23 protein-coding genes are annotated in these 20,282 nt (G+C 69.8%); 16 read left to right on the top strand and 7 right to left on the bottom strand.

Features of this window, described 5'->3' with window-relative positions:
- Positions 1-140 precede the first annotated feature (140 nt).
- The 5 genes from ABZ807_RS30930 to ABZ807_RS30910 form a co-directional block, all read right to left on the bottom strand.
- Entirely contained in the window at positions 141-917 is a 777-nt protein-coding gene (locus tag ABZ807_RS30930) for a hypothetical protein (protein WP_357165874.1), read from the bottom strand.
- 268 nt (positions 918-1,185) lie between these two features.
- Positions 1,186-1,971 (bottom strand): hypothetical protein, encoded by a 786-nt coding sequence (locus tag ABZ807_RS30925; RefSeq protein WP_357165871.1) that lies wholly within the window; start codon positions 1,969-1,971, stop codon positions 1,186-1,188.
- A gap of 278 nt (positions 1,972-2,249) precedes the next feature.
- A complete protein-coding gene (locus ABZ807_RS30920) occupies positions 2,250-3,293 on the bottom strand; it encodes an ATP-binding protein (RefSeq protein WP_357165869.1) in 1,044 nt (347 codons plus the stop codon).
- Entirely contained in the window at positions 3,287-5,362 is a 2,076-nt protein-coding gene (locus ABZ807_RS30915; protein ID WP_357165866.1) for an integrase, read from the bottom strand. Before ABZ807_RS30915 ends, ABZ807_RS30920 begins: the two co-directional genes overlap by 7 nt.
- Positions 5,362-6,117: a TnsA-like heteromeric transposase endonuclease subunit gene (locus ABZ807_RS30910; protein WP_357165863.1), complete on the bottom strand. Its 756-nt coding sequence runs from the start codon at positions 6,115-6,117 to the stop codon at positions 5,362-5,364. The genes ABZ807_RS30915 and ABZ807_RS30910 overlap by 1 nt, the downstream gene beginning before the upstream one ends.
- Before the next feature lie 204 nt (positions 6,118-6,321).
- On the opposite strand from ABZ807_RS30910, the gene ABZ807_RS30905 reads away from it, so the two are divergent.
- The 8 genes from ABZ807_RS30905 (at position 6,322) to ABZ807_RS30870 (ending at position 12,156) form a co-directional block, all read left to right on the top strand.
- Positions 6,322-6,894 carry a hypothetical protein gene (locus tag ABZ807_RS30905; RefSeq protein WP_357165877.1) on the top strand — a complete coding sequence of 191 codons (573 nt, stop codon included), beginning with the start codon at positions 6,322-6,324 and terminating at the stop codon, positions 6,892-6,894.
- Positions 6,887-7,774 carry a DNA methyltransferase gene (locus ABZ807_RS30900; RefSeq protein WP_357165860.1) on the top strand — a complete coding sequence of 296 codons (888 nt, stop codon included), beginning with the start codon at positions 6,887-6,889 and terminating at the stop codon, positions 7,772-7,774. The genes ABZ807_RS30905 and ABZ807_RS30900 overlap by 8 nt, the downstream gene beginning before the upstream one ends.
- A gap of 296 nt (positions 7,775-8,070) precedes the next feature.
- Entirely contained in the window at positions 8,071-8,289 is a 219-nt protein-coding gene (locus ABZ807_RS30895) for a hypothetical protein (RefSeq protein ID WP_357165858.1), read from the top strand.
- A complete protein-coding gene (locus tag ABZ807_RS30890) occupies positions 8,286-9,473 on the top strand; it encodes a hypothetical protein (protein WP_357165855.1) in 1,188 nt (395 codons plus the stop codon). The genes ABZ807_RS30895 and ABZ807_RS30890 overlap by 4 nt, the downstream gene beginning before the upstream one ends.
- Positions 9,474-9,608: 135 nt before the next feature.
- Positions 9,609-10,613 carry a DUF4192 domain-containing protein gene (locus ABZ807_RS30885; protein ID WP_357165852.1) on the top strand — a complete coding sequence of 335 codons (1,005 nt, stop codon included), beginning with the start codon at positions 9,609-9,611 and terminating at the stop codon, positions 10,611-10,613.
- Between the two features lie 30 nt (positions 10,614-10,643).
- Positions 10,644-11,096 carry a hypothetical protein gene (locus tag ABZ807_RS30880; RefSeq protein WP_357165849.1) on the top strand — a complete coding sequence of 151 codons (453 nt, stop codon included), beginning with the start codon at positions 10,644-10,646 and terminating at the stop codon, positions 11,094-11,096.
- A complete protein-coding gene (locus ABZ807_RS30875) occupies positions 11,093-11,491 on the top strand; it encodes a hypothetical protein (RefSeq protein ID WP_357165846.1) in 399 nt (132 codons plus the stop codon). Before ABZ807_RS30880 ends, ABZ807_RS30875 begins: the two co-directional genes overlap by 4 nt.
- A gap of 287 nt (positions 11,492-11,778) precedes the next feature.
- Entirely contained in the window at positions 11,779-12,156 is a 378-nt protein-coding gene (locus ABZ807_RS30870) for a hypothetical protein (RefSeq protein ID WP_357165843.1), read from the top strand.
- A gap of 247 nt (positions 12,157-12,403) precedes the next feature.
- Here ABZ807_RS30870 and ABZ807_RS30865 read toward each other — a convergent pair whose 3' ends face one another.
- Positions 12,404-13,189, bottom strand: coding sequence for a dihydrofolate reductase family protein (locus ABZ807_RS30865; protein WP_357165840.1), 786 nt, complete (start codon positions 13,187-13,189; stop codon positions 12,404-12,406).
- Positions 13,190-13,361: 172 nt separating this feature from the next.
- Between ABZ807_RS30865 and ABZ807_RS30860 the strand changes: the two genes are divergently transcribed.
- The 3 genes from ABZ807_RS30860 to ABZ807_RS30850 all read left to right on the top strand — a co-directional run bounded on the left by ABZ807_RS30860 (position 13,362) and on the right by ABZ807_RS30850 (position 16,716).
- On the top strand, positions 13,362-13,619 hold the full coding sequence (locus tag ABZ807_RS30860) for a hypothetical protein (RefSeq protein ID WP_357165837.1): 258 nt from the start codon (positions 13,362-13,364) through the stop codon (positions 13,617-13,619).
- Positions 13,620-14,707: 1,088 nt separating this feature from the next.
- On the top strand, positions 14,708-15,424 hold the full coding sequence (locus ABZ807_RS30855) for a GGDEF domain-containing protein (RefSeq protein WP_357165834.1): 717 nt from the start codon (positions 14,708-14,710) through the stop codon (positions 15,422-15,424).
- Complete coding sequence (locus ABZ807_RS30850; protein ID WP_357165831.1) at positions 15,421-16,716, top strand: hypothetical protein; 1,296 nt, start codon at positions 15,421-15,423, stop codon at positions 16,714-16,716. The genes ABZ807_RS30855 and ABZ807_RS30850 overlap by 4 nt, the downstream gene beginning before the upstream one ends.
- Positions 16,717-16,861: 145 nt before the next feature.
- Here ABZ807_RS30850 and ABZ807_RS30845 read toward each other — a convergent pair whose 3' ends face one another.
- The gene (locus tag ABZ807_RS30845; protein WP_357165828.1) at positions 16,862-17,056 is read right to left on the bottom strand and encodes a hypothetical protein; all 195 of its coding nucleotides are present in this window, start codon (positions 17,054-17,056) and stop codon (positions 16,862-16,864) included.
- Between the two features lie 94 nt (positions 17,057-17,150).
- On the opposite strand from ABZ807_RS30845, the gene ABZ807_RS30840 reads away from it, so the two are divergent.
- From ABZ807_RS30840 to ABZ807_RS30820, 5 genes are all read left to right on the top strand, one after another.
- On the top strand, positions 17,151-17,618 hold the full coding sequence (locus ABZ807_RS30840; protein ID WP_357165825.1) for a hypothetical protein: 468 nt from the start codon (positions 17,151-17,153) through the stop codon (positions 17,616-17,618).
- Positions 17,611-18,519, top strand: coding sequence for an alpha/beta hydrolase (locus ABZ807_RS30835; protein WP_357165822.1), 909 nt, complete (start codon positions 17,611-17,613; stop codon positions 18,517-18,519). Before ABZ807_RS30840 ends, ABZ807_RS30835 begins: the two co-directional genes overlap by 8 nt.
- A 61-nt stretch (positions 18,520-18,580) precedes the next feature.
- Complete coding sequence (locus tag ABZ807_RS30830; protein WP_357165819.1) at positions 18,581-18,859, top strand: hypothetical protein; 279 nt, start codon at positions 18,581-18,583, stop codon at positions 18,857-18,859.
- A gap of 158 nt (positions 18,860-19,017) precedes the next feature.
- On the top strand, positions 19,018-19,302 hold the full coding sequence (locus ABZ807_RS30825) for a transposase family protein (RefSeq protein WP_357165816.1): 285 nt from the start codon (positions 19,018-19,020) through the stop codon (positions 19,300-19,302).
- A 111-nt stretch (positions 19,303-19,413) separates the two neighbouring features.
- Entirely contained in the window at positions 19,414-20,187 is a 774-nt protein-coding gene (locus ABZ807_RS30820) for an ISAs1 family transposase (RefSeq protein WP_357165813.1), read from the top strand.
- The last annotated feature ends 95 nt before the right edge of the window (positions 20,188-20,282 follow it).

Here is a 20,282-nt window from a genome sequence, read left to right as displayed (position 1 = left end):
TGCTGGCAAGACCGCGTCGCCTACGACCCCACCCGCCACCGAGCCTTGCAGGCCGTCCTCGCGTCCGCCGCTTGACACAGGGCTACTCATGCCGCCGAGAACGCGCGTATCCATCGGTGTACGCCGACAGGGCGGTGTTGTCAGGCAGCTATGGCCGCTTCGCGGCGGCCGGACGAGCGCATCGCGCCGGACAGGTCGCCTCGCGTGACGGCGGCGGCCACGACACGTTCGGCTCGCCTTCTGCGCATCCGCAGGACCGATGCGGTCACGCCCATCTCGGCGGCCAGCTGCTCGATCAGCGCGTCGCCGAAGCGGGTCGCGCTGATCAGCTCGGCGGTTTCGGCGGTGATCAGGCCGGCGGCGGCTGCCCGGCCGAGCAGCAGGTCCGGGTGCCCGTAGGGCATCCTCGGCGACCGTGAGCCGGTGGACAGGTCGAGCGGCAGTTCCTCGCCGTCGTCGGCCTTGACGATCGCGACGCCTGCGCGCCAGGCCGCCCAGCACAGCCGCAGCCACAGCCGGGGCGGGGCGAGATCCGCCGTGCGCAGTGCTTGGAGGAACCCGGCCAGGACTTCGGAGTCCACATCGTCGGCGTGCCGGGCGTAGCCGCGGCTGATCTTCGCCGCGAGGTGCGTCAGCGCGGGCAGCGCCACGCCGATCGCGCCGACGACCCAGGCCGGCCCCCATTGGCGGGCGTGGTGGGCCAGCTGCCGCCACAGCTCGTCGGTGGTGTCGCTGTCGTAGCGATCGTGCACCAGCAGCTTGCGCAGCTCGTCCAGCGGCATCGTCGTGTCCGGTAGGCCCGGTACCGGGCGGGCGTCGAACACCAGCGGCGCGGGTTCGCAGGTCAGCAGCTCGAACGCCGTCTCGGCGGTGGTCAGCGCCGTGTCGGCCGTCCTTGTGCGGGTGGTGGTTGCCATGGTGATGTCCCCTCGACGGGAGCGCTCCGCCCTGTGCGAAGGCTTCGAGACCCCCGATTGGGACAGCCCGACCTGACACCAGAAGCGTTTGTCAGACCGGGACAGGCCGTGCCCGGTCATGTCAGGTTCGCCGCCGTGAGGACGGTCCGCGCGCCCGGATGACCGGGCTGTCAGGCGGTCGGTGTCCTGTCTCAGTGAAGCTGCCCCGCTGAGTCGGCGCTGATCTGCGTCGGAGCAGGTTGAGTGAGACAGGTGGCTGAGATCTGTCTCATCGGGCTTGCCCCGGAATTGCGTTTGCCCCGGGGTGTCTCACTGAAGGTGCCCCGGATCGCGGTTTGCTCTGGTCGGGGATCGTGATGGTGCTTGGTTTGGCCCGGGGGCGGGGCTGACGGCGTTCTCGGGCGACGTAGTCCCGGACGGTGGCGTAGGAGACCTCGGCGTGGTGCTGGTCGACGAGTCGTTCCCAGATGGTTGCGACGGTGACGTCGGGGTCGGAGTCGATCATCTTGTCGATGTGGTGGCGGAGATCTTTCAGGACTGGGTTCTGTTTCGACTGTGGGCGTTTGCGGGGTGTGTCTTCGCCGGTGAGGGCTCGTGTGACCGTGGCGTGGTCGGTGGAGAACTGCGCGGCGAGCCTGCTGGTCAAGCCCCCGACGGCTTCGTCGCGGATCTTGGTGAAGAGATCTGCCCTGCTGACGAGGTGTCGGACGGACTTGGTGTCGCCTGGGTGGGCGCGGACGCGGTTGACGTAGTCGCGGACGGTTCCGTAACCAGCCGTGGTTTGCCGTTTTTGGATGAGCTTCTTCCAGATTGACCAGATGGTGGCGCCGGGGTTGTCTGCGATGAGTTGATCCAGGTAGTCGGCGACGTCTTCGAGGATGGGGTGGTGGTGCGGCCGCCGGTTCGCGAACCGGGCGGTCGTGGGGTCTTGGCCGGGCAGGGCCTTGATGATGGTGGGGCGTCGCAGCCCGAAGTGTGTGCTCAGTCGCTGGACGTCCACGTCCTGTTCGGCGGCCTTGCGGATGGCGGCGAATAGATCGAACTGCTTCTTCACGCGCCTCCGTGATGGCTCGGTGACTGGGGTGGGTTGGAGTGCGGGCATGACGCGGATGAGTTCTTCTTCGGGTCGGCCGGTGACGGCGGCCAGGCGCCAGTTCTGGATGGACGCGAGCGGCCCGGGTGGGTCAGCGAGGTAGGAGCGCAGGTAGCTGGGGCGTAGGTGGTTCGCGATGGCCAGCCGTCGGACGAACGAGTCCGGCATCTCGCCGGGGCGTAGGCAGACCTGGATGGGCAGCCGGCGTGGCTGGTCGATGCTGATGCCTCTGCTTTTCATCAGCCGGGGCGGTTTCCCGTCCGGGCGCTTTCGGCGGCCACGTCGATCTCGATGTCGTCGAGGCTGGCGCGGGTGATGCGTTCGCTGCCCTCGATGACGGCCTGGATGGCGGCGCTGCGGATGAGCCGGAGCAGGCTGCCGATCATCCCGTTGGTGCCTTGGTGCAGGTAGACGTCGAGGCCGGTCAGGGTGCCCGGGGTGTGGGCGTGCAACCGCAGGCTGTTCTCCAGGGTGGCGATCAGGGCCGTCCATTCGTCGCCTCTGGGGAATGCCCCGGTGCGGATCATGCTGAACCGGCCGGCGATCTGCTGCCCGCGGGTGCCGGACAGCAGGCCCTCCCGTTCGACGTTGAGGCCGGCGTAGACGAAGGTCGCGGGAATGCGTTCGGAGAAGTACTTGAGGGTGTCGGAGGTTTCCGCGCCGTGGCGAGTGGTCAGGCTGATGTTGTGTATTTCGTCGACGCAGATCAGCCCGGTGCGGGCGTCCAGGCAGACGCCGCAGACAGCCTCGATGACATCGGTGATGTTGGCGCGGGTCGTGACGGGCAGTCCGAGGAACCGGGCCAGTTCGACGGCCATCATCCGTGGCGTGGCGGCCGGTGGGGTGGTGATGTAGATGACCGGGATGTCCTGCGGTGACTCGGGGCGGCGCCGCCGGTGGATGACCTCCATCGTCTTGCCCAGCTGGGCGAGGCTGGTGGTCTTTCCGGTGCGGGCAACGCCGGACACGATCAGGCCGCATCGCCCGGAGACGGCATACCGGTTCAGGTAGGACAGCCGCCGCCCTTCGGTGATCACCTTGCGAATGGTGGAGGTGGCCACGACCAGCAGCCGGGCGTGGTGGGCCAGCCTCGCCTCGTCGTAGGCGAACTGCTGGTCGCCGTCCAGCCGCTTCCATGCCTGCCGATCGAGCAGATCCGGGACCACGGGCACGCTGTCGACGTAGCGGCGCCAGCCCTCCAGCGTGGTCAACTGCCGGTGCTGGTCGTCGTCGGGCAGACCGGCATACGAGCCTGTGGTGGCGGCGGTCGTCGCGGTCACCATCGTTTGTTCGCTTCCTGGTACGGGTCGAAGACCCCCAGCGGAATCACCTTCGCGACCTGGCTATCGCTTTGGTCCTGGTCGGGTTCATCGGCGGGCGCCGGGGCTGGTGCGGCATCGGAGACGGGTGCGGGCCGTGGTGTGGTGGCCCGGGTGCGGGCGGCGACCCTGCGGTCGCGTTTGGAGGCTCGTGAACCGGTGGCGGGTTGCGGGCCTTGGCTGGCGCGGCGTAGCAGGTCCTGCACCGCGGCGGCGATCTCGTCTTCGGTCGCCTTGGGCATCTGCGCGCGGACGTGATCCCATGCCAGCTCGCCGAACGGGACGCCGTCACGGCGCAGGTGCTTCCAGAACAGGGTGATCCAGCCCGCTTGCGGATCCCCGTGGTTGCGCAGCCAGACCCTCGACACGTCGTAGGGGTCGTAGTGGACCTCCCACAGGTTCTTGCGGGCCGTAATCCCGGAGGGCTGGCGGCGCAGCGGGTTGAGCGCCTCGGCGTCGTAGGTGCGGTGCTTGAGCTTGACGCCGTAGGCGTTGATCGCTTTCCAGCAGGCCGGTAGCAGCTCGATGTAGTCGTCGGCGGACAGAGCGACCGGCACGTAGCCGGCCGATTCGACCAGCGCGGCGTACTTCTCGTTCGGGGTGAACATCCGCCCCGGGGCGGCCGGGTCGCGCAGCCCGTCGTGCGGCCGGTTCTGCCAAGCCGCGACGAGCCACTCGTCCAGCAGTTCCTGCAGCTCCAGCATCGACCACAGCGGCTGGGCTTCGACCTTGCGGCCCCGCCGTTCGGTGTTCGAGCCGGTGTAGCCGGACACGAACTGGGCGAACAGCGTCCCGACCGCCGACATCATCTTCTCGATGTGCGGCTTTTCAGCGGGTGAGCCGGGATGGGTGGGCTGGAAGTTGATGCCCAGCGCCGCGCAGGAGGCCCGGAAGTTGCGGGAGATGAACACCTTGCCCTGGTCGACCACGATCGTCGCCGGCACGATCACCGGTCGCGCCGCGGCGTGTTCCAGACGTTCGTCGATGGCCAGCAGCCTCCGGTGCGGCAGCACCGACCGCGACATCGTCAACGCGTCCGCCCAGCCCGGACGCATCGGCTCCGGGGTCAACGCGCGGGCCAGCAACACGCTGGCGTCCACCGACTTGGTCGTCGGGCGCAGCACCGCCGCGGGCACCGTTCGGGTGGCCACGTCGATCATCCCGGTCAGCTCCACCCGTCCCGGTGTGCCGTCATCCAGCAGCACCAGCACGTCCAGGGGGGTGGAATCGATCTGCACCAGCTCGCCCGGCGCGGCAGCGCTCACCGTGCGAAACGGCCCGTCCGGGCGGCTGTCCTGCGACCGGCGGGTGCGTGCCGAACCCGTGGTGTGCAGCCCGGCGGTCAGCTTGCCCAGCAGCCGGTAGAGCGTCGCCCGCGACGGCACCACGACTTGGTCGGCGTCGGGCCGCTGGGCCAGGATCTGGCCGGTGCGCCAGACCAGGAAGCTGGCCGTGCGCGTGGAGGCGTCCGTGGCCTCGGCGATCGCCGTCTGCATCGCCTCCACCACCCGCGCATCGGCCCGGCCGAACCGCGACGGCTGCCGCAGAGGCCGCTGATCCACCAGTGCCGCCAGGCCGCCGGCCTCGTAACGCTGCCGCTGCCGCTTGACCTTGCTGGCATTCACGGCATGGCCGGCCGCGACCAACTCGGCCGCCTTGGCCCGTTCCCGCTGCGTCAACGTCGTGACCGCCGGGTCGTAACCAGTCCGCGGACGCGACCCCGCCGGCGCGTCCGGTGCCAGCCCGTGGATCACCTCCTGCAGGTGCCGCTCCCACCACAACGCCTCGTCAACCACCTGTTGCGGCAACTGATGCACGACCGCCGTCGCCGACAGCGCCGGAGCGCGTGACCGGTCACCGAGCACCTCGAAATCCGCTCGGGCCTGCAGATCAGCCAGCCGGATCGCCGTCACCTCGGCCTGCTCATCCGCCACCAGCAGCAACGTCCCGGACACCCCCACCACCGTGTGCACGTTCCTGTCGAAGCGCACCCGATCGCCCGGCCGCAGCACCCCCGGTCGCCGTGCCAGCATCACGACCCCCTCCGTTGTCCCTGCCGGACCAGCGTCGACGGACCCAGCAGCGCCGAGCGCAGATCAACAATCAGCACCTGACGCCACAGCAGGTGATAGAGCACCGGCAACACCAGCAGCCGGTCACCGACCCGCTCCGCGCCGGCGAACAGCGGTGTCGGCTGCGCGAACACCTCCAACAACCGCACGATCAGATCCTCCCTGCGCCCGCACCGCGGATGGCGATACCGCGACAGCCAGCGCACGTTCGCGGCGAACACCCCATCGAGCGTCCCCACCCGGCGGAACTGCCACCCTGCCGCCTCGCACGCGGCGGCCGTCGCGGCGAACGCCTCTGCGTCGGCCGGTTCGATTCGGTCTTCAGCCCGCACGTCGATCACCACCCCGACGCCGTCGACCTGACGGGCGAAGTAGTCCGGCAGATGGCGACGAGCCCGGCCAGCGGCGGGCCAGTGCAGCCAGAACGGCTGTGACGCGAACGCTGTCACCTGCACGTCGAAGTCCAGCAACATCACATGGTCGCGTTCCAGCCACGACTCGTACCCAACGTGGCGGCCCATCGTGGACGACCACCACCAGCCCGGGAAGTTGCGCTGTCCCCGGTACGACGGGAACGACCTCGCCGGTGCCACCTCCTCGAACCGCACGTTCAAGCACTGTGCCAGCGGCCTGCGCCGTACGCCGCCGTCAGCAGCCGCGAACTCAAGTTCGACGCCGATCTCGTCCCAGCCGGCAACCGCAACGCCACCGCCCACCAACCCCTCCCCACGACAGGCCGGGGCAACTCTAGTGAGACAAACGGCCGGGTCGGAGCAACTTTATTGCGACACGCGCAACTTCATTGAGACGAGACAGTCGGGGTGACCGGTTCTGTCAGGTCGGGGGCGGGTTCGATCGGCCTGTCAGCGGCGCACTGGGGATCGTCAGTACGCCCCGCCGGTCCGGGGGCCACCGTGCCCATGACCGACAGAAACCATCACCGCGCACCGGTCCCCGTGGGGGATGTGGTGCCTGGCGACCCGCCCGTGCCGATCACCGTCTGGCCGGTTCCCGCCCCACATGGGGGCGAGACCATGTCCAACGCGATGGGCGTGCGGCTCGTCTACAACCTCACCCACCCGTCCGATCTGGTCATCGACCTGACCGAGGGGCCGCAGCTGGCCCGCGCGGTCATCGCTGCGCACCGCCGCAGTCACCTGCAAACGGCCCGCGCGGTCGGTTGGGGCCGCGAGCCGGCGACGCTGATTGTCACCGGCTGGCCGGTCGACGACGCCTCGCCGGTCGAGTTCTTCGTCCGCTGCCGCGCCAGTCTTATGCCGGGCGGCTGCGTGGCGGTGCTGCTGCCGCACGGCGACGTCGTCTTGCCGGTTGACGTCGTCATCGCCGCCAAGCGGGCCATGCTGGCGTACCTGCAGCACATCGTGGCGGCCGACCGGCCACCTCGGCGTGGCCAGCAGGCGCAGCTGGACATCCATACCGACGTGCTGATCCTGACCTGCAGCGCAACGGAGACCGGGGGTGCCGATGGCTGAGGCCCTGCCGGTCACCTCGGTGTGGTTGACCTGCCAGCAACCCGCCCGTGACCAGCGACGTGGCCGGTACGTGTCGGAGTCGTCCACGCATCCGGGCAAGATGCTGCCTCACCTCGCCGCGCATGCCGTCGCCGCTTACACGGCGCCGGGGGACCTGGTGCTCGACCCGATGTGCGGGTCGGGCACCACCCTGGTCGAGGCGATGCACCTCGGACGGTGCGCGTTCGGCGTGGACATCGAACCGCGGTTCACTGCCCTGGCAGTGGCCAACGTCGCCCTCGCCGCGTCTCAGGGCGCCGCAGGCAGTGCGACAGTGATCACCGGCGACGCGACCGGCCTGCTTGATCTCGCCCCCGCGTCCGCAGTCGGCGAGGTCGGCCTCGTGCTCACCTCCCCGCCGTACGGGCGGTTCACACACGGGCTTGTCCAGACGACCGGTGCAGGGGTGAGGAAAAGGGCCCATCTGTACGGCGACCGCGAGCGCGGGAACCTCGCCTACGCCGGATGGTCAGGTCTGCTCGACGGGTTCGCCGCGATTCTGTCCGCCAGCTACCAGTTGCTGCGCCCCGGCGGCACGGTGGTCATCACCTGCCGACCGGTACGCCGCCGCCCGGACGACTTCATCGACCTGCCCGGTGAGCTCTTGGCCGTGGCGCAGTCGGTCGGGCTGATACCAGTGCAGCGGTGCGCGGCAATGCTCGCTGCCGTCCGTGACGGCCAGATCGTGCACCGCGCCTCGATGTTCGGGCTCATGTCCGTCCGCAAGTCCAGGGCCGAGGGCCTGCCCGTGCACCTCGTCGCCCACGAGGACGTGCTGGTCCTGAGGCGAGGCACAGCAGAGGCGCGGCCAAACCCCGGCGTCACGCCCGTCAAGGGCTGACACCAGATGCGCGGGGGCTGTCAGTTCCTGCCAGACGGCGGGACCTGACAGCCCCCGCCACACCAGCAGCGACACGGTTAGCGTGAGGACTCTTTCCTTTCTTTCCTTTGTGCTGATCTGACGCGTCCGCGACGGCATCGCGCCCACCTTCCCGGTCGGCCGCCGTCCGTCAGCCTCAGACCCTCAGCACTCACCAGCCCCTTCGCCTCACCTGCGACCGGGGCGCGGCACCCCCCATCCCTTCAGGCGGTCACCACCCGGTGGCCGCCCCTTTCTTCATGTCCCACGGAGGACACATGCTTCGTCCCACCTGGTACCTGACAGACGGCGATCTCCTCACCGACCACCACAACCCTGCCCCGCCCGACCTCCGCAGCGGCGTCGCCGCACTCGCCGGCGAGCACAGCGGACCCGGCCGAGCCCCCGACATGGCCACCGTTCGGTTGGCCTCGTGCACCGAGTTCGCCACGGGCACCCACCTGGGTGCTGCCCGCGATCGGGCGGCGCAGCGATGACTGACGCGAGTCTGGTGGAGGAGATCCATACCCTGCACACCGAAACGATCGCCGCTGTTGAGCAGCGGCAGACCCTGGCCGTCGAGGCCCGGTCCGCTCTCATCGCCGCGCTGCACGACCGGCTGATCTGCCGGCCCGGCTGCGAGGACGCCCTCGCCACGTGGGGCCTGGAACCGTTGCCGCAGCAGTGGACCATCTCCGCCGAAGCCCAGCTGTCGTTCACGCGCTCGCACACCGACCACGAGGAGGCCCGCGCGCAGGCGCGCTTCGGCGTACCGGACGAGCTGCGCCAGTTGCAGCCGCCGATGGCGGTCTATCCGCGACGCGTCATCGACGTGACACCCGCGCCGAATGGGACCGACCGGCCTGGCCCGCAGCAGTGCCGCATCACCGTGCAGGTCACGCTCCATACGTGGGTCACGGCCACCCGTGAGGCCGACGCGTACGACGCCGCGCGCACCATGGTGGAGGGCCATCTGCCGGCGCTGGCTGCCGCCGGCATCACCCTGACCGGGCTGACGTGGCAGGCCGCCGACAGCTCCGATGACGTCCCGGTGGACGACGTCGACACCGCCATGCCACCGGTGGCCGGCGTGATGCAGCTGTCCGACGCTGACGACCTTGCCGCCGCGACGGTGGCACGGGACGCGGCGATCAAGTCCCTTGCCGGCCTACGGCGTAGCATCCGCGCCCGCGCGATCCGCGCCCTCGTTGACGACGAGATCGGTGGCAGCTATCAGCGCACCGCTGAGCGGGTCGACCGGTTCCTGGTCGATCTCGGGCTCGACCGGCTGCCCCGGGCACACCACGTCACGGTGGTCGCCGAGCTGACGCTGCCGGTCGGCGCCGGCACCGCCCGGGACGCCTGCGACGCGGCACGGAACATGATGCGGGCGGCCACCAGCAGTGGCCCCGACGAGACACGGCCGTGGACCGCGTACGGCTGGACCATCCCCGAGTACGCCACCGTCGACCAGGACTGCTGGCGGATTCCGTGGCGGCACGAATACGAGATGTGGCGACGCGGCCACGCCACCTCCGCCGACGCCACCGCCACGGCCGAAGCCCTCGTCCGCGCGGACCTGGCCCGCGCGCTGCCCGGCATCGACCACCGCCTGATCACGGTGACCGCCACCGTCGAGACCGCCGGTATCGACCTGTACCTGGACCCCGACCGCGACTGAACCGCCACGCGCGCGCCGACCCGGTGACCGGCACGCGCCTCCCACACAGACACAGCCGCAGCGGTCACGAACGGCTCGTACCCGCTCACCGACTTCCCGCACTCTGCCGACCCGACATCCGCATTGGAGATCATCATGCCGTTTCCCGACAACAAACTGACCGTGCGATCCCCGGCCGACCTGGTGGCCGCCGTGCCGTACCTTCTCGGATTCCGACCCGGCAACGGCAGCATCGTCGTGATCGCCAGCAGGGACCACCGGATCGTCTTCGCAGCCCGGGGCGACCTGCCCGCCCCCGGCGCCCCCGCCCGCCAACTCCTCGACCTCGCCGCCCACCTGGTCCCGATCGTGCGGCGGCAGCAACCGATCACCGACCTCATGATCACCGGATACGGGGACGCCGACCACGTGGATCCGGCACTGCGTGCCGTTGCCGAGGCGTTCACCGCCGGCGGCATGACCGTCCGCGAGCTGCTGCGGGTCACCGGCACCCGGGTCGTCAACCTCACCTGCGACAACCCCACCTGCTGCCCCCCGCAGGGAATCCCGTTCGACCCGACCGCCTCGCTCATCGCCGTGCAGGCAACCGCCGCCGGGCTGGTCGCGCTCCCGGACCGGGCAGCCGTCGCCGCCCGCTTCGCCCCCGTCACCGGTGCCGCTCGCGACGACATGCGACGCGCCATCGATGGTGCGGCCACCCGGCTGAAGACGGTGAACGCCGCCGGCGGCGCAGCGGTGGACGAGGCCGGCGCGCAAGCGGTCCGTCACGCGCTACGGCACCACGACACGCGTCTCACCGACGACGAGGTCGCCTGGCTCACCCTGCTCCTGACGCGAACGTCGGTGCGGGACCTTGCCGTCGACCTCACCCAGCCGCACGACCAACACGTCACGTTCTGGGCCGACGTCACCCGCCGCGCCCACGAACCGCTCGTGCCAGCCCCGGCCACCCTCCTCGCCATCACCGCGTGGCGCTGCGGTGACGGCGCCCTGGCCGCCCTGGCAGCCGAACGCGCCCTCCAGGTCGATCCCGCATACCAGCTCGCCGACCTGCTGCTGCAGGCGCTGCACGCCGGACTCCCGCCATCCACCTTCGACCAGGCAACCACCAGCGCGCGCACCGACCCCTCGACCCAGTAGCCGCCAACCCCTCACAACAGGAGAACCACCATGGATCCCACCCGCAGCATGCTGCTCGCCCTCGCCCGGCACGCCGAAGAAGCCCGGCTGCGCTGGCACGCCGAACGCGCCGCCATCCGCGCTCGCGGCGAAACGCCCGCTCGTAGCGAGGCATACGCCCACCACATCGAGGCCAACCTGTGCCTGATCGTCGCGATCACCGCGGCGGACCTTCCGGCGAACTTCCGCATCTACGACACCACCCTGTCCCGAGACCCGATCACCGCAGCCGAACAGCTCCGACAGCTCGCCCCCGCACACGACCACAGCGGCGCCATCGAAGACGCACACGAAGCAACGCGACTGGCCTACAAGGCGGCATTCGCCGAACCCATCAACGCGCAGGAACAGCAATACGTCGAGCTGCTCGCCAGCCTGCCCGCCGCCCGACGCGACACGATCGTCGAGCTGGCCGAGGAACGCGCCCACCACCCCCAGGCATGACACCCACTCGCTACGGCGACCCGATCGGCCCTCACCTGCCGTCCGTCGCGGTCCAACACGTCGTGGCGCAGCTCCTGCCCGACGGGCCTCGGCCGCACACCCCGCGAGAGGAACCGATGAGCCTCTACACCCTCCCACCGAAACCCGGCTGCGAGCGCTACACCATCCAGGTCGGCTGGAACCCGCACCGCGGCTACTTCGCGACCGTCGTCGACTTCGCCTGGGACCCGGTCACCGACCCCGACAACGAGCCCGACAGCCTCCGGATCGGCCTGGTCGAGACGATTCTCGACCCGACCGAGGTGCTCCTAGCCGTCGCACCCTACGCCGACATCCCGGATGACCTGCCCGCCGCACTCCGCACCGACCAGGCCACACATCCGGTGCGCCGCTGACACGAACACCCGACGCCCGGCGTCGCATCTACACCGGGTCCACTTCGCACTTCCCGACAGCGCCTTCTGATTCACCGGCCGTCGCCCGGCCCTCTCGCGCGAACCCCGCGCGCCATCCGGGCACGGCCGATGCGCCGTGCCCGGATTCCACCCACCCATCGACAGGGGGAATCCGTGCCCACCAGCAGCAACCGTCCCGCCCCAAACCCGCCCGCCGGCTCCCGGCACCTCCAAGCCGGCCCGCAGACCCTCACCCTTCGGCTCCGCGCCCGACGCGGCGGCCGGCAGTGGCGGGCGATCCGATGCATGCACGCCGCCGTCAACGCGGCGGCCGATACCGCCACGGCGGTGCCCGCATGACCACCCCGAACCTCCCCAACATCCCGCTACAGCTGGCCGGTCGGCCCACGATCGGCGGGCTCGTCGTGCCATGGATCACCGGCCGCACCCCCGACGGCCGTTACCGGTTCGGCGCGGTCGACCTCGACCGGCAGAACCGGGCACTGACCGACCGGCTCTGCCAAACCTGCGGCGCCAACCTCGGCACGCGGACCGTATTCGCGATGCGCGACAGCGACCTGCGGCTACTGATCAGCGCCGAACCCGGCTGTTGTCCGGCATTCAGAATGCCGATGAACGCGGCGTTGTGGATGCCGACGTGGTGAGGCAGGAACGCCCCGCCGGTGGTGTTCTGGCGGGGCGTTCGTTGGTGCGGTGTCGCCGTTCGTGGGCAAGGTGCCGGGTTTCTAGTGCCACGTCAGGCAACGTTTGCCCTGTCCGCTACCGGCACCTCGGGGCGATGTCCCCTGTCGATATGTCCGCGCGTTCGGGGGCACGGCCAGCGCGGGGCAACGCGACCCCGAGCCGTCGTTCCGTCGCAAGGCAGCGGCCAACGTGCCAGGACAAATCACGTCAAGCCGGAGCTCGCGTGGGTCGGTATCGCAGGGCGATCGCCCCCGACCGGAACGCATGGCGGTCCACGAGCTCGAGCTGGATGCGCTCGCGCAGACCGGCGAGCAACGTCGGCCCGTGTCCGGCAAGGACCGGCTGCACAAGGAACTCGTGCTCGTCGATCAGTCCCAGATCTGCCAACGCCAGGGGGAGCGTCACGCCGCCCACCCACAGGCCCTCGCCTGGCTCCTGCTTGAGCCGCTGAACCGCTTGCCCCAAGTCGCCTCGCACCAGCTCGGCATTCCAATCGACCCCGCTCAGCGTGCTCGACACGACGTACTTCTTCGCCCGGTCGATGGTCTCGGCGAACGGGATCTGCCACTCATTCATCCAGTCAGGCCACGTGCCCGTGGCCGGCTTCCGCCACGCCGACTCCATCATCTCGTAGGTCACCCGGCCGAACAGCAGGGCATCGGCTCGTTCCATCTCAGCGGTCCAGTGGCGCATCGACTCCTCGTCCGGCGGGAGCCCTGCCTCGTGATGGCAGCAGCCATCGAGCGTGACGTTGATCGAGTATCGAAGTGGTCTCATCTCGTTGCTCTCCCTTGATGCGCGCCCCGCGTTCACCAGTCCATATTTAGACGACTGCCGGCGCCATTTCTCATCGGCGCCCCGATCGCACCTACTCAACACCGTCGTGATGCGAACCAGACCGCAGACCGAGCGCGCGACCGATTCGGCGCTCGGGGCGTTCAGGTTCGCAACCAGACGGCGCCCATAACGCTCGACTTCGATGCACGGTGTCACGCCGCCCTACCGCCGGCTCAGGGTCAACGACGAACGTCGCAAACGTTGCCTAACGCAACACTAGTCAACGACCTCGCTGACGGCGGCGCGGGCGGCGGGTTCGTCAACGAGGTTCTTGCTGGCCGTGTGTGCCGCGTACTCCGCAACCGCGTGCCCCATGCTCGCCGGGCGAATGGACCACTACCGCGCCACATCCCTCGCCGCACAGCTGGCCGACCTCGGCGTCCTGTCCCAAGGCGATCCCGCCAGCCTGCGGGCAGGCGCGCCCGCCGAGCCGTGGCAGCTGCTCTGGGCCACCGGCTACCGGCCCTTCAACAACCCGCTCACCCAACAACTCGCCGCGCTGCTGCTGCCGGAACAGATCCTGCGCGTACGGCCGATCCCCAGCACCTCCAGCCCCAACCCGGAAACGAAGGCCAGCCCGGAATGAGCCGCAAGGATCCTCGCGCACGGCTTGCCGCAGGGCCCGTTCGACAGCCGCCGGCCGCCGATCCCACAGCAGCCGGATTCACCGACATGCCGGAACCGAACCCGTGATCCTCGCCGTCACCCACAGCTACGGGCTCGACCTGATCTACCAACCCGGCCACCAGCACCCGGCCGCGGCGTTCCGGCCGTAGCCGTGGACTGCCGCCAGCCGGCTCACCTACGCGACGGCCACCCCAGAGAGATAGCCCCCGAACCCCATCCCACGGCCGAACGGAGCACCCGCCATGACGCTCTACCAGATCCACATCTACCGGCGAGGCCGCCATGCATGACCACCCCTGCCAGCAGCACCGCCCAGGCCACCACACCGACACCTGCCTCGACGGCCCGTGTGGATTCTGCGGCACCAGCCTGCGGACCACCGCCTCCGACGCATGCCGGTCGTGCCTGCGCAACGTCTGCGAGGCATGCGACAGCGGATACCAGCCCGACCTCGGCCCCATCTGCGGCCCCTGCGCACAATCCGGCACCAGCAGCGGCATTGGCCCGGACCCGGCCAGCTCCACCCCGCCGGAAGACCAGGAACCGCATCGGCTGTGCGTGTTCGAGCTGGCCCTGTCCTGCGGTCACCTCGTCACCGTGGCCCTGACCGGCTGGTACCCAGTCTCGGTGGCCTGCTGCGACCGGCTCGGCGGCACGATCCTGCGCGGCGCCTACGTGCCGTACTCCTCCCACGTCGACGGGGTCAGCCTGCGGTCCGAGCGGTACGAGTACCGACTCAAGGGCGTCCCCTGCGACCCTGAGCGGCTCATCGACCGACGCCCCCTACCCGTCGCCGCATCGGGGCGGCCCGGTCAGCGCAGGGCGCAACCCGGCCCGAGTCGGAGCGACCTGGAGCATCGACGGCTCGGTCCCGCCAGCCGCGACCCCCTGACCCCTCAAACCGCCTCCTCGGGGACGCGCCGTACGGCGGCGCAAACAGAAAGCACGGCCCGCCGATGGCGGGCCGTCGTCGTATCCACCGAACCCGGGACGCCTCGCCTCGACAACGTATGCGTCCCGGATTCTGCAACGAGATGGAGGAACCCAGTGTTCACCACACTCCTCGTGATCGCCACCATCGTGGCGGCCACACTCGGGGCCGGTGTCGGCTACAGGCTCGCCTACCTGGCCGCCCGGTCGACCACCAACCGGCTGCGCGCCGAACTGGCTGACGCCGCCTGGCAGCTGACCCATGACCCGCTCACCGGCCTGCTCAACCGCACCGGCCTGCGGACCGTCCACACCGCCATCGCCGCATCCGGCGAGCCACAACCGATCATCGTCATGCTCATCGACCTCGACCAGTTCAAAGAGGTCAACGACACCCACGGCCACGACGCCGGTGACGACCTCCTCATGGAGGTCGCCGACCGGCTCGGACAACTTGCCGACGCGCACGGCGGAAGCATCGCGCGGCTGTCCGGCGACGAGTTCGCCGCCATCCTGCCCGTCCGCCACCACGGGATCACCGCCCTCGCCGACCTGTTCAACACGGTCGTCGCCGCGCCGGTCGAGGTTCACGCCGACAGCGGTCCGGTCACGGTCACCGTCACGGCCAGCCTCGGCATCGCCACCGTGGCCAGCACCGACCCGGTGCAGGACGTCGCCCTGCACCTCGCGGACACCGCCATGTACCACGCCAAGCACCAGGGCGGCGACCGACACATCCTCTACGTGCCCGGCATGACCATGCCCGACCGCACACCGCGTCGAGGGCCGCGCCTGCGCGACCTGCGCCGTGACCAGCGGGGGAGCGCCGAATGAACCTCGCGACCCTCATGGCCTGCGCGACCTGCCACCTGGCCCTCACCGACGGCACGGAGGGGGACAGCACCGGCTACCGGCATCCCGTCACTGATGACCGACACGAAGTCGTCCCCGTTGACGCCGGCCAGTTACGGCACGTCTTCAACCGCTGCCACACCTGCACCGGCGCACCGCCGGTCTGGAACTACCGAACCGCCCTCATCCAGATCGTGGCCCTCGCAGGCGGCACGGCCCAGACCTACAACAACCAGTGGCACGTCTGCTACCGGTGCGCCCAGCTCATCGAGGCCGACGACTCCGACGCCCTCACCGCCCACTGCGCCGCCCTGATGCACTGGCCCCCCACCAGCGACGAGTACACGATCCTGCGCACGCTACACCGCGGCATCGTCCTCGGCCGCGAAGGCAGAACGCTGCTCACCACCACCGACTGGCCACCAGCCCGGATCACCGCCGAGATGCTGCCGAAGATCCGCGACCGGTTCACCAGGCTCCTCCGCGGCCCCGCGAACCTGCCAGCGTCCATCAACGACCGCGGCGAGCGCACGACGCTGGCCAATCAGCTCGACCTTGTGCCCATGTACTGGATCAACCAAGAGTTCACCGATCTCGTCAACGAGGTCACCGGCGACCAGCCCCCGGCGACGGTCACGGATGACATCGCATCGTCACCGGCCGGGCTGATCGCCTGGCCCGAACCGGTTGGCAGCGCCCGGCATCTCGCCGCCGTCTCCTGGACGCCCCACGCAGACGGCTGGCACGTCACCGGCTACCGCAGCGTCGGCAGCGCCCTGGACGACGATCTGATGCCCGCGCTGCGACACGAGATCGGCTGGCTCGTACCGATCCACGCCGAGTACATCGCCCGGCGCACCAAACTCGATGGACGCCACCCGCTCGGTCCCCTCATCACGGCCTGGCTGCTGATCAAACAGCAGATGGCCGAGACCGTACCGGCGAAGCTTCCCAAGGGCACGATCAAGGCGTACCAGCGCAGCCGGCGCCCCGCCCCCGAGGTCAGGATCGTGCGGATCAAACCGCGCAGCAACACCCCGCTGGAACGGAGCTCGTCCGCTGGCCTTCGCACGCGGGCCAACCCCGATCACCGATTTTGGGTCTCCGGCCATGAACGCCAGCAGCCATACGGCCCCGGCCGAAGCCTCCGTCGACCGGTCGACATCGAGCCATTCCTCAAGGGTGATGAGGACCTGCCGATCAAGCTGAGTACCACCGTCCGCGTACTCGGCAGCCGAAGCACCGACAAGAAACGGAACACCGATCACGGGTAGTGCTCCAGCCGGAGGATTGTGATCAGGGGGCGTGCCAGGGCTCCGGCAAAGTCGTGAGGTGCTCGGCTTGAGGTGGTTGGTGCAGACGCGCCCTTCTTGGTGGTAGCAGGTCGGGCATGACCGGTTCAGAAGGTCATCGGGGTTCCTACGCCTTGTTGATCTGTCCGAAGTGAGGCATGCCCGCGCTGAACGCTTCCGCCAGTTCCCGCGTCTCCACCGAGCCGATCCAGGCGTGGAACTCGTCCGCCGATCGGATCAGCCGGCCCGCGCCGCCGCGCAGCGCCACCGCCGCAATTTCCGGCGGTCCCACGTAGCGGTAACGCCGTCGTTGCCCGGGCACCGGCCGACCGTACCGCCAACCGTGCTCGCGCCATCGTGCTTGACACTCGACGTCAAGTGCTTGACGATGGGTGTCAAGTAGCGGAGGAGGCAGCATGTCGCCAACCCACGAGGAACTGACCGAGCAGCTCATCCGGTTGATCGACATCCGCCTGCTCGACCCCCTCGAAATCCTGGTCGACGGCCACGACGCCATCGACCCGCTGCGCGCCGTCATCCTGGAGCGGGCCCGATCCTGGGCCACCACGATCGTCAGCGGCGACGACCGGGCCGCCGTCAGCGTGGTCATGCGCGCGATCTCCACCCTCTACCCGGGGGACGGACCGTTCGACCCACCCCTCGACTGGTGGCGCAGCCCTTTCGGCCAGGCCATCGCGCGACGGGTCGGCCACCCGACCGCCGAATCCGTGTCGTACGCGGTGGCCGGCGCCATGCTCGGCATCACCCGCCAGGGCGTCCACGACCTGGTCTCCCGCGACAAGCTCGCCCGCCACCCCGAAGGCGGCGTGCGCTCCGCCTCCGTACGCGACCGACTGCTCAAGGAAGGAACCCGACGTGTCTGAGACCATAATCGACTCCGGGACCGTGCCCATCGCGATCCGCGACTTCGGCGGACCCGGACAACCGCTGCTGCTCCTTCACGGCGCCGGCGGCAACCTCGCCCAGATGACCACCCTCGCCGAGCACCTGCGCCCGACCCACCGGGTGGTCACCGTCGACCTGCGCGGTCACGGCCGGTCCGGAGACGGCCCGTGGCGCTGGGACGACGTACTGGCCGACCTGGCCGCCGTCACCGACCACCTCGGCCTCACCTCCCCAGCGGTGGTCGGCGTCTCCCTCGGCGGCATGCTCGCCACCCTCTGGGCGCAGCGTCACCCGGAGTGCCCCGGTGCCGTCAGCTTGGACGGCAATCCGCCGTTGAACCGTCCGGACCAGCTCGCCGGGATGGATCCGGAGCAGGCCGAGACCGAGCTGGCCAAGCTGCGGGCCGTCTTCGACGGGATGGCCGCGATGGTGGCCGAACCGCTAACCGCCGAACAGGTGGTAGCCATGCTGGCGGGGCAACGGGCCATGGCCCAGCGCTACGGCGCCGCACCCGACGATTGGGTGGCGGCCTTCGAACGCAACCTCGTGCCCGGCGACGACGGCCGCAGCCGGCTGCGGCCCGGCCCGGACCTCACCCGGCAGCTCCGGGACGCCATGGACTCCCTCGACCTGATGCCCGCCTACCGCGACGTCCGCTGCTCGCTGCTGCTCGTTCTCGCCACCGAGGACCTCCCCGAACAACAGCCGTTCCACAGCCTGTACGAGGCGTACCGCAAGGTCACCGCCGAACGACTTGCCACTGTGGACAACTCGTCTCTGCGCGTGTGGCATCTCGCCGGCGCCAGCCACGCGATGGTCGACGAACGCCCACAGGAGCTCGCTACCCTCATCACCGACTTCCTCAGCCCTCACGACTGAGGGCGACCCGCAGCAGCCCGCCTCCTGGCGAAGGTCGGACCTGCCTGCGGTCATGAGGGCCATGGGAGAGACCGAGGTGCGGCGCACCGTCGAGACGGCGTGGCGGATGGAAGCCGGGCAGGTCGTTGCCGGCATCGCGTGGATCGTCCGCGACGGCGTACCGGCCAACCCGGGGGCGTGGCTGGTCGCCGTCAGCAAGCGCCGGGCCGTCGATGCGCTCCGCCGCCGACCAACCCAGCAGCGCACGCCCGCCGAACTCGGCCGGGACCTCGACGAACAGGTCACATCCGACTTCGACGCCGCCGTCGAGAGCCACTCGAGGACGACCTGCTTTGGCTGAGCTTCGTGGCCTGCCGCCCAGGGCTCCGGCCAAGTCGTGGAGCGCCCGGCTTGATGTGGTTGGTGTAGACGCGCCCTTGCTGGTGGTAGCAGGGCGGGCATGACAGCTCAGATGATCACCGAAGTTTTCTACGCCTTGTTGATCGTCCGAAGTGAGCCATGCCCGCCCTGCCATCATCGCTGATCTCGTCTGTGTCCAGCGCACCGGCTGTCACCGTGCCCGAAACCGCTGCTGGACTGCCCGCAGCGCTGGCGGGTCTACCGGATCCCCGCGCTCGCCGCGGTGTCCGCCACCAGCTGACGGTCGTGGTGACCGCGGCAGTCTGTGCCGTGGTGGCCGGCTACCGCTCGTACACCGCGATCGCCGGTGGGTCGCCGATGTCCCGGCCGCGACCGCGCTCGCGCTGGGCATCGCCCCGGACCGGCGCCCGTCGGAAGCGATGATCCGCCGGTTGTTGCAGGCCTTGGACCCGGATCTGCTCGCCGCGGCCATCAGCGGCTGGCTCGCCAGCCGGTCCACAGCCACACCACTGGCGGGCAGGCGGGGCGATCGCCGTGGACGGCAAGACGCTACGCGGCTCCCGCACTACCGACACCGCCGCCCAACATGTCCTCGCAGCCTGCGACCAGGCCACCGGCGTGGTCCTAGCCAGCACCACCGTGGACGGCAAGACGAACGAGATCACCCGGTTCGGCCCGCTGCTCGACCAGATCGGCGACCTGCACGGCACCGTGATCACCGCCGACGCGTTGCACTGCCAGCGCGACCACGTCACATGCCTGACCGAACGCGGCGCTCACTGGATCCTGACCGTCAAGGCCAATCAGCCCAGCCTGCACGCCCAACTCGCCGGCCTGCCCTGGCGGGCCGTCCCCGACGCCACCCGCGCCACCGACCGCGGACACGGCCGTCGCGAGATCCGCACGTGCAAGATCCTGACCCTCTCCACCGGGATCGACTTCCCCCACGCCGCCCAGGCCCTGCAGATCCGCCGCCGCAGACGCCGCCTCGACCAGCCGAAACGCTTCACCACCGAGACCGTCTACGCGATCACCGACCTCCACGTCCATCAGGCCAAACCGGCGCAACTCGCCAGCTGGATCCGTGGCCACTGGTCGATCGAGAACAAGGTCCACTGGGTGCGGGACGTCACCTACGACGAAGACCGCTCCCAGATCCGCACCGGCACCGGACCCCAAGTCATGGCCGCTCTCCGCAACGCCGCCATCGGCGCACTACGCGCCGCAGGCATCACCAACATCGCCGCCGCCAACCGCCACCACGCCCGCGACAGCACCCGCCCACTCGCTTTACTTGGCATCACCTGATGGTCTGCCGCGCGTTTTCCGGACAGTCAGTTAATTGCCATTTAGGCTGCTGACTGTCGACTCAGATACTCGTCGCGGGCTTCGCTCGGAGTCCG

It is taken from the genome of Micromonospora sp. NPDC047548, from assembly GCF_040642975.1.
Classification (GTDB): domain Bacteria; phylum Actinomycetota; class Actinomycetes; order Mycobacteriales; family Micromonosporaceae; genus Micromonospora.
This window is presented reverse-complemented; position numbering and strand designations above follow the sequence as displayed.

Excerpts from the sequence above, each read along its gene's own strand:
- ABZ807_RS30915 (WP_357165866.1), bottom strand. The coding sequence starts at position 5,362 with ATGCTGGCACGGCGACCGGGGGTGCTGCGGCCGGGCGATCGGGTGCGC.
- ABZ807_RS30830 (WP_357165819.1), top strand. The coding sequence starts at position 18,581 with ATGGGAGAGACCGAGGTGCGGCGCACCGTCGAGACGGCGTGGCGGATG.
- ABZ807_RS30875 (WP_357165846.1), top strand. The coding sequence starts at position 11,093 with ATGACACCCACTCGCTACGGCGACCCGATCGGCCCTCACCTGCCGTCC.
- ABZ807_RS30890 (WP_357165855.1), top strand. The coding sequence starts at position 8,286 with ATGACTGACGCGAGTCTGGTGGAGGAGATCCATACCCTGCACACCGAA.
- ABZ807_RS30905 (WP_357165877.1), top strand. The coding sequence starts at position 6,322 with ATGACCGACAGAAACCATCACCGCGCACCGGTCCCCGTGGGGGATGTG.
- ABZ807_RS30850 (WP_357165831.1), top strand. The coding sequence starts at position 15,421 with ATGAACCTCGCGACCCTCATGGCCTGCGCGACCTGCCACCTGGCCCTC.
- ABZ807_RS30920 (WP_357165869.1), bottom strand. The coding sequence starts at position 3,293 with ATGGTGACCGCGACGACCGCCGCCACCACAGGCTCGTATGCCGGTCTG.
- ABZ807_RS30900 (WP_357165860.1), top strand. The coding sequence starts at position 6,887 with ATGGCTGAGGCCCTGCCGGTCACCTCGGTGTGGTTGACCTGCCAGCAA.
- ABZ807_RS30885 (WP_357165852.1), top strand. The coding sequence starts at position 9,609 with ATGCCGTTTCCCGACAACAAACTGACCGTGCGATCCCCGGCCGACCTG.
- ABZ807_RS30860 (WP_357165837.1), top strand. The coding sequence starts at position 13,362 with ATGGACCACTACCGCGCCACATCCCTCGCCGCACAGCTGGCCGACCTC.
- ABZ807_RS30825 (WP_357165816.1), top strand. The coding sequence starts at position 19,018 with ATGCCCGCCCTGCCATCATCGCTGATCTCGTCTGTGTCCAGCGCACCG.
- ABZ807_RS30840 (WP_357165825.1), top strand. The coding sequence starts at position 17,151 with ATGTCGCCAACCCACGAGGAACTGACCGAGCAGCTCATCCGGTTGATC.
- ABZ807_RS30880 (WP_357165849.1), top strand. The coding sequence starts at position 10,644 with ATGGATCCCACCCGCAGCATGCTGCTCGCCCTCGCCCGGCACGCCGAA.
- ABZ807_RS30930 (WP_357165874.1), bottom strand. The coding sequence starts at position 917 with ATGGCAACCACCACCCGCACAAGGACGGCCGACACGGCGCTGACCACC.
- ABZ807_RS30895 (WP_357165858.1), top strand. The coding sequence starts at position 8,071 with ATGCTTCGTCCCACCTGGTACCTGACAGACGGCGATCTCCTCACCGAC.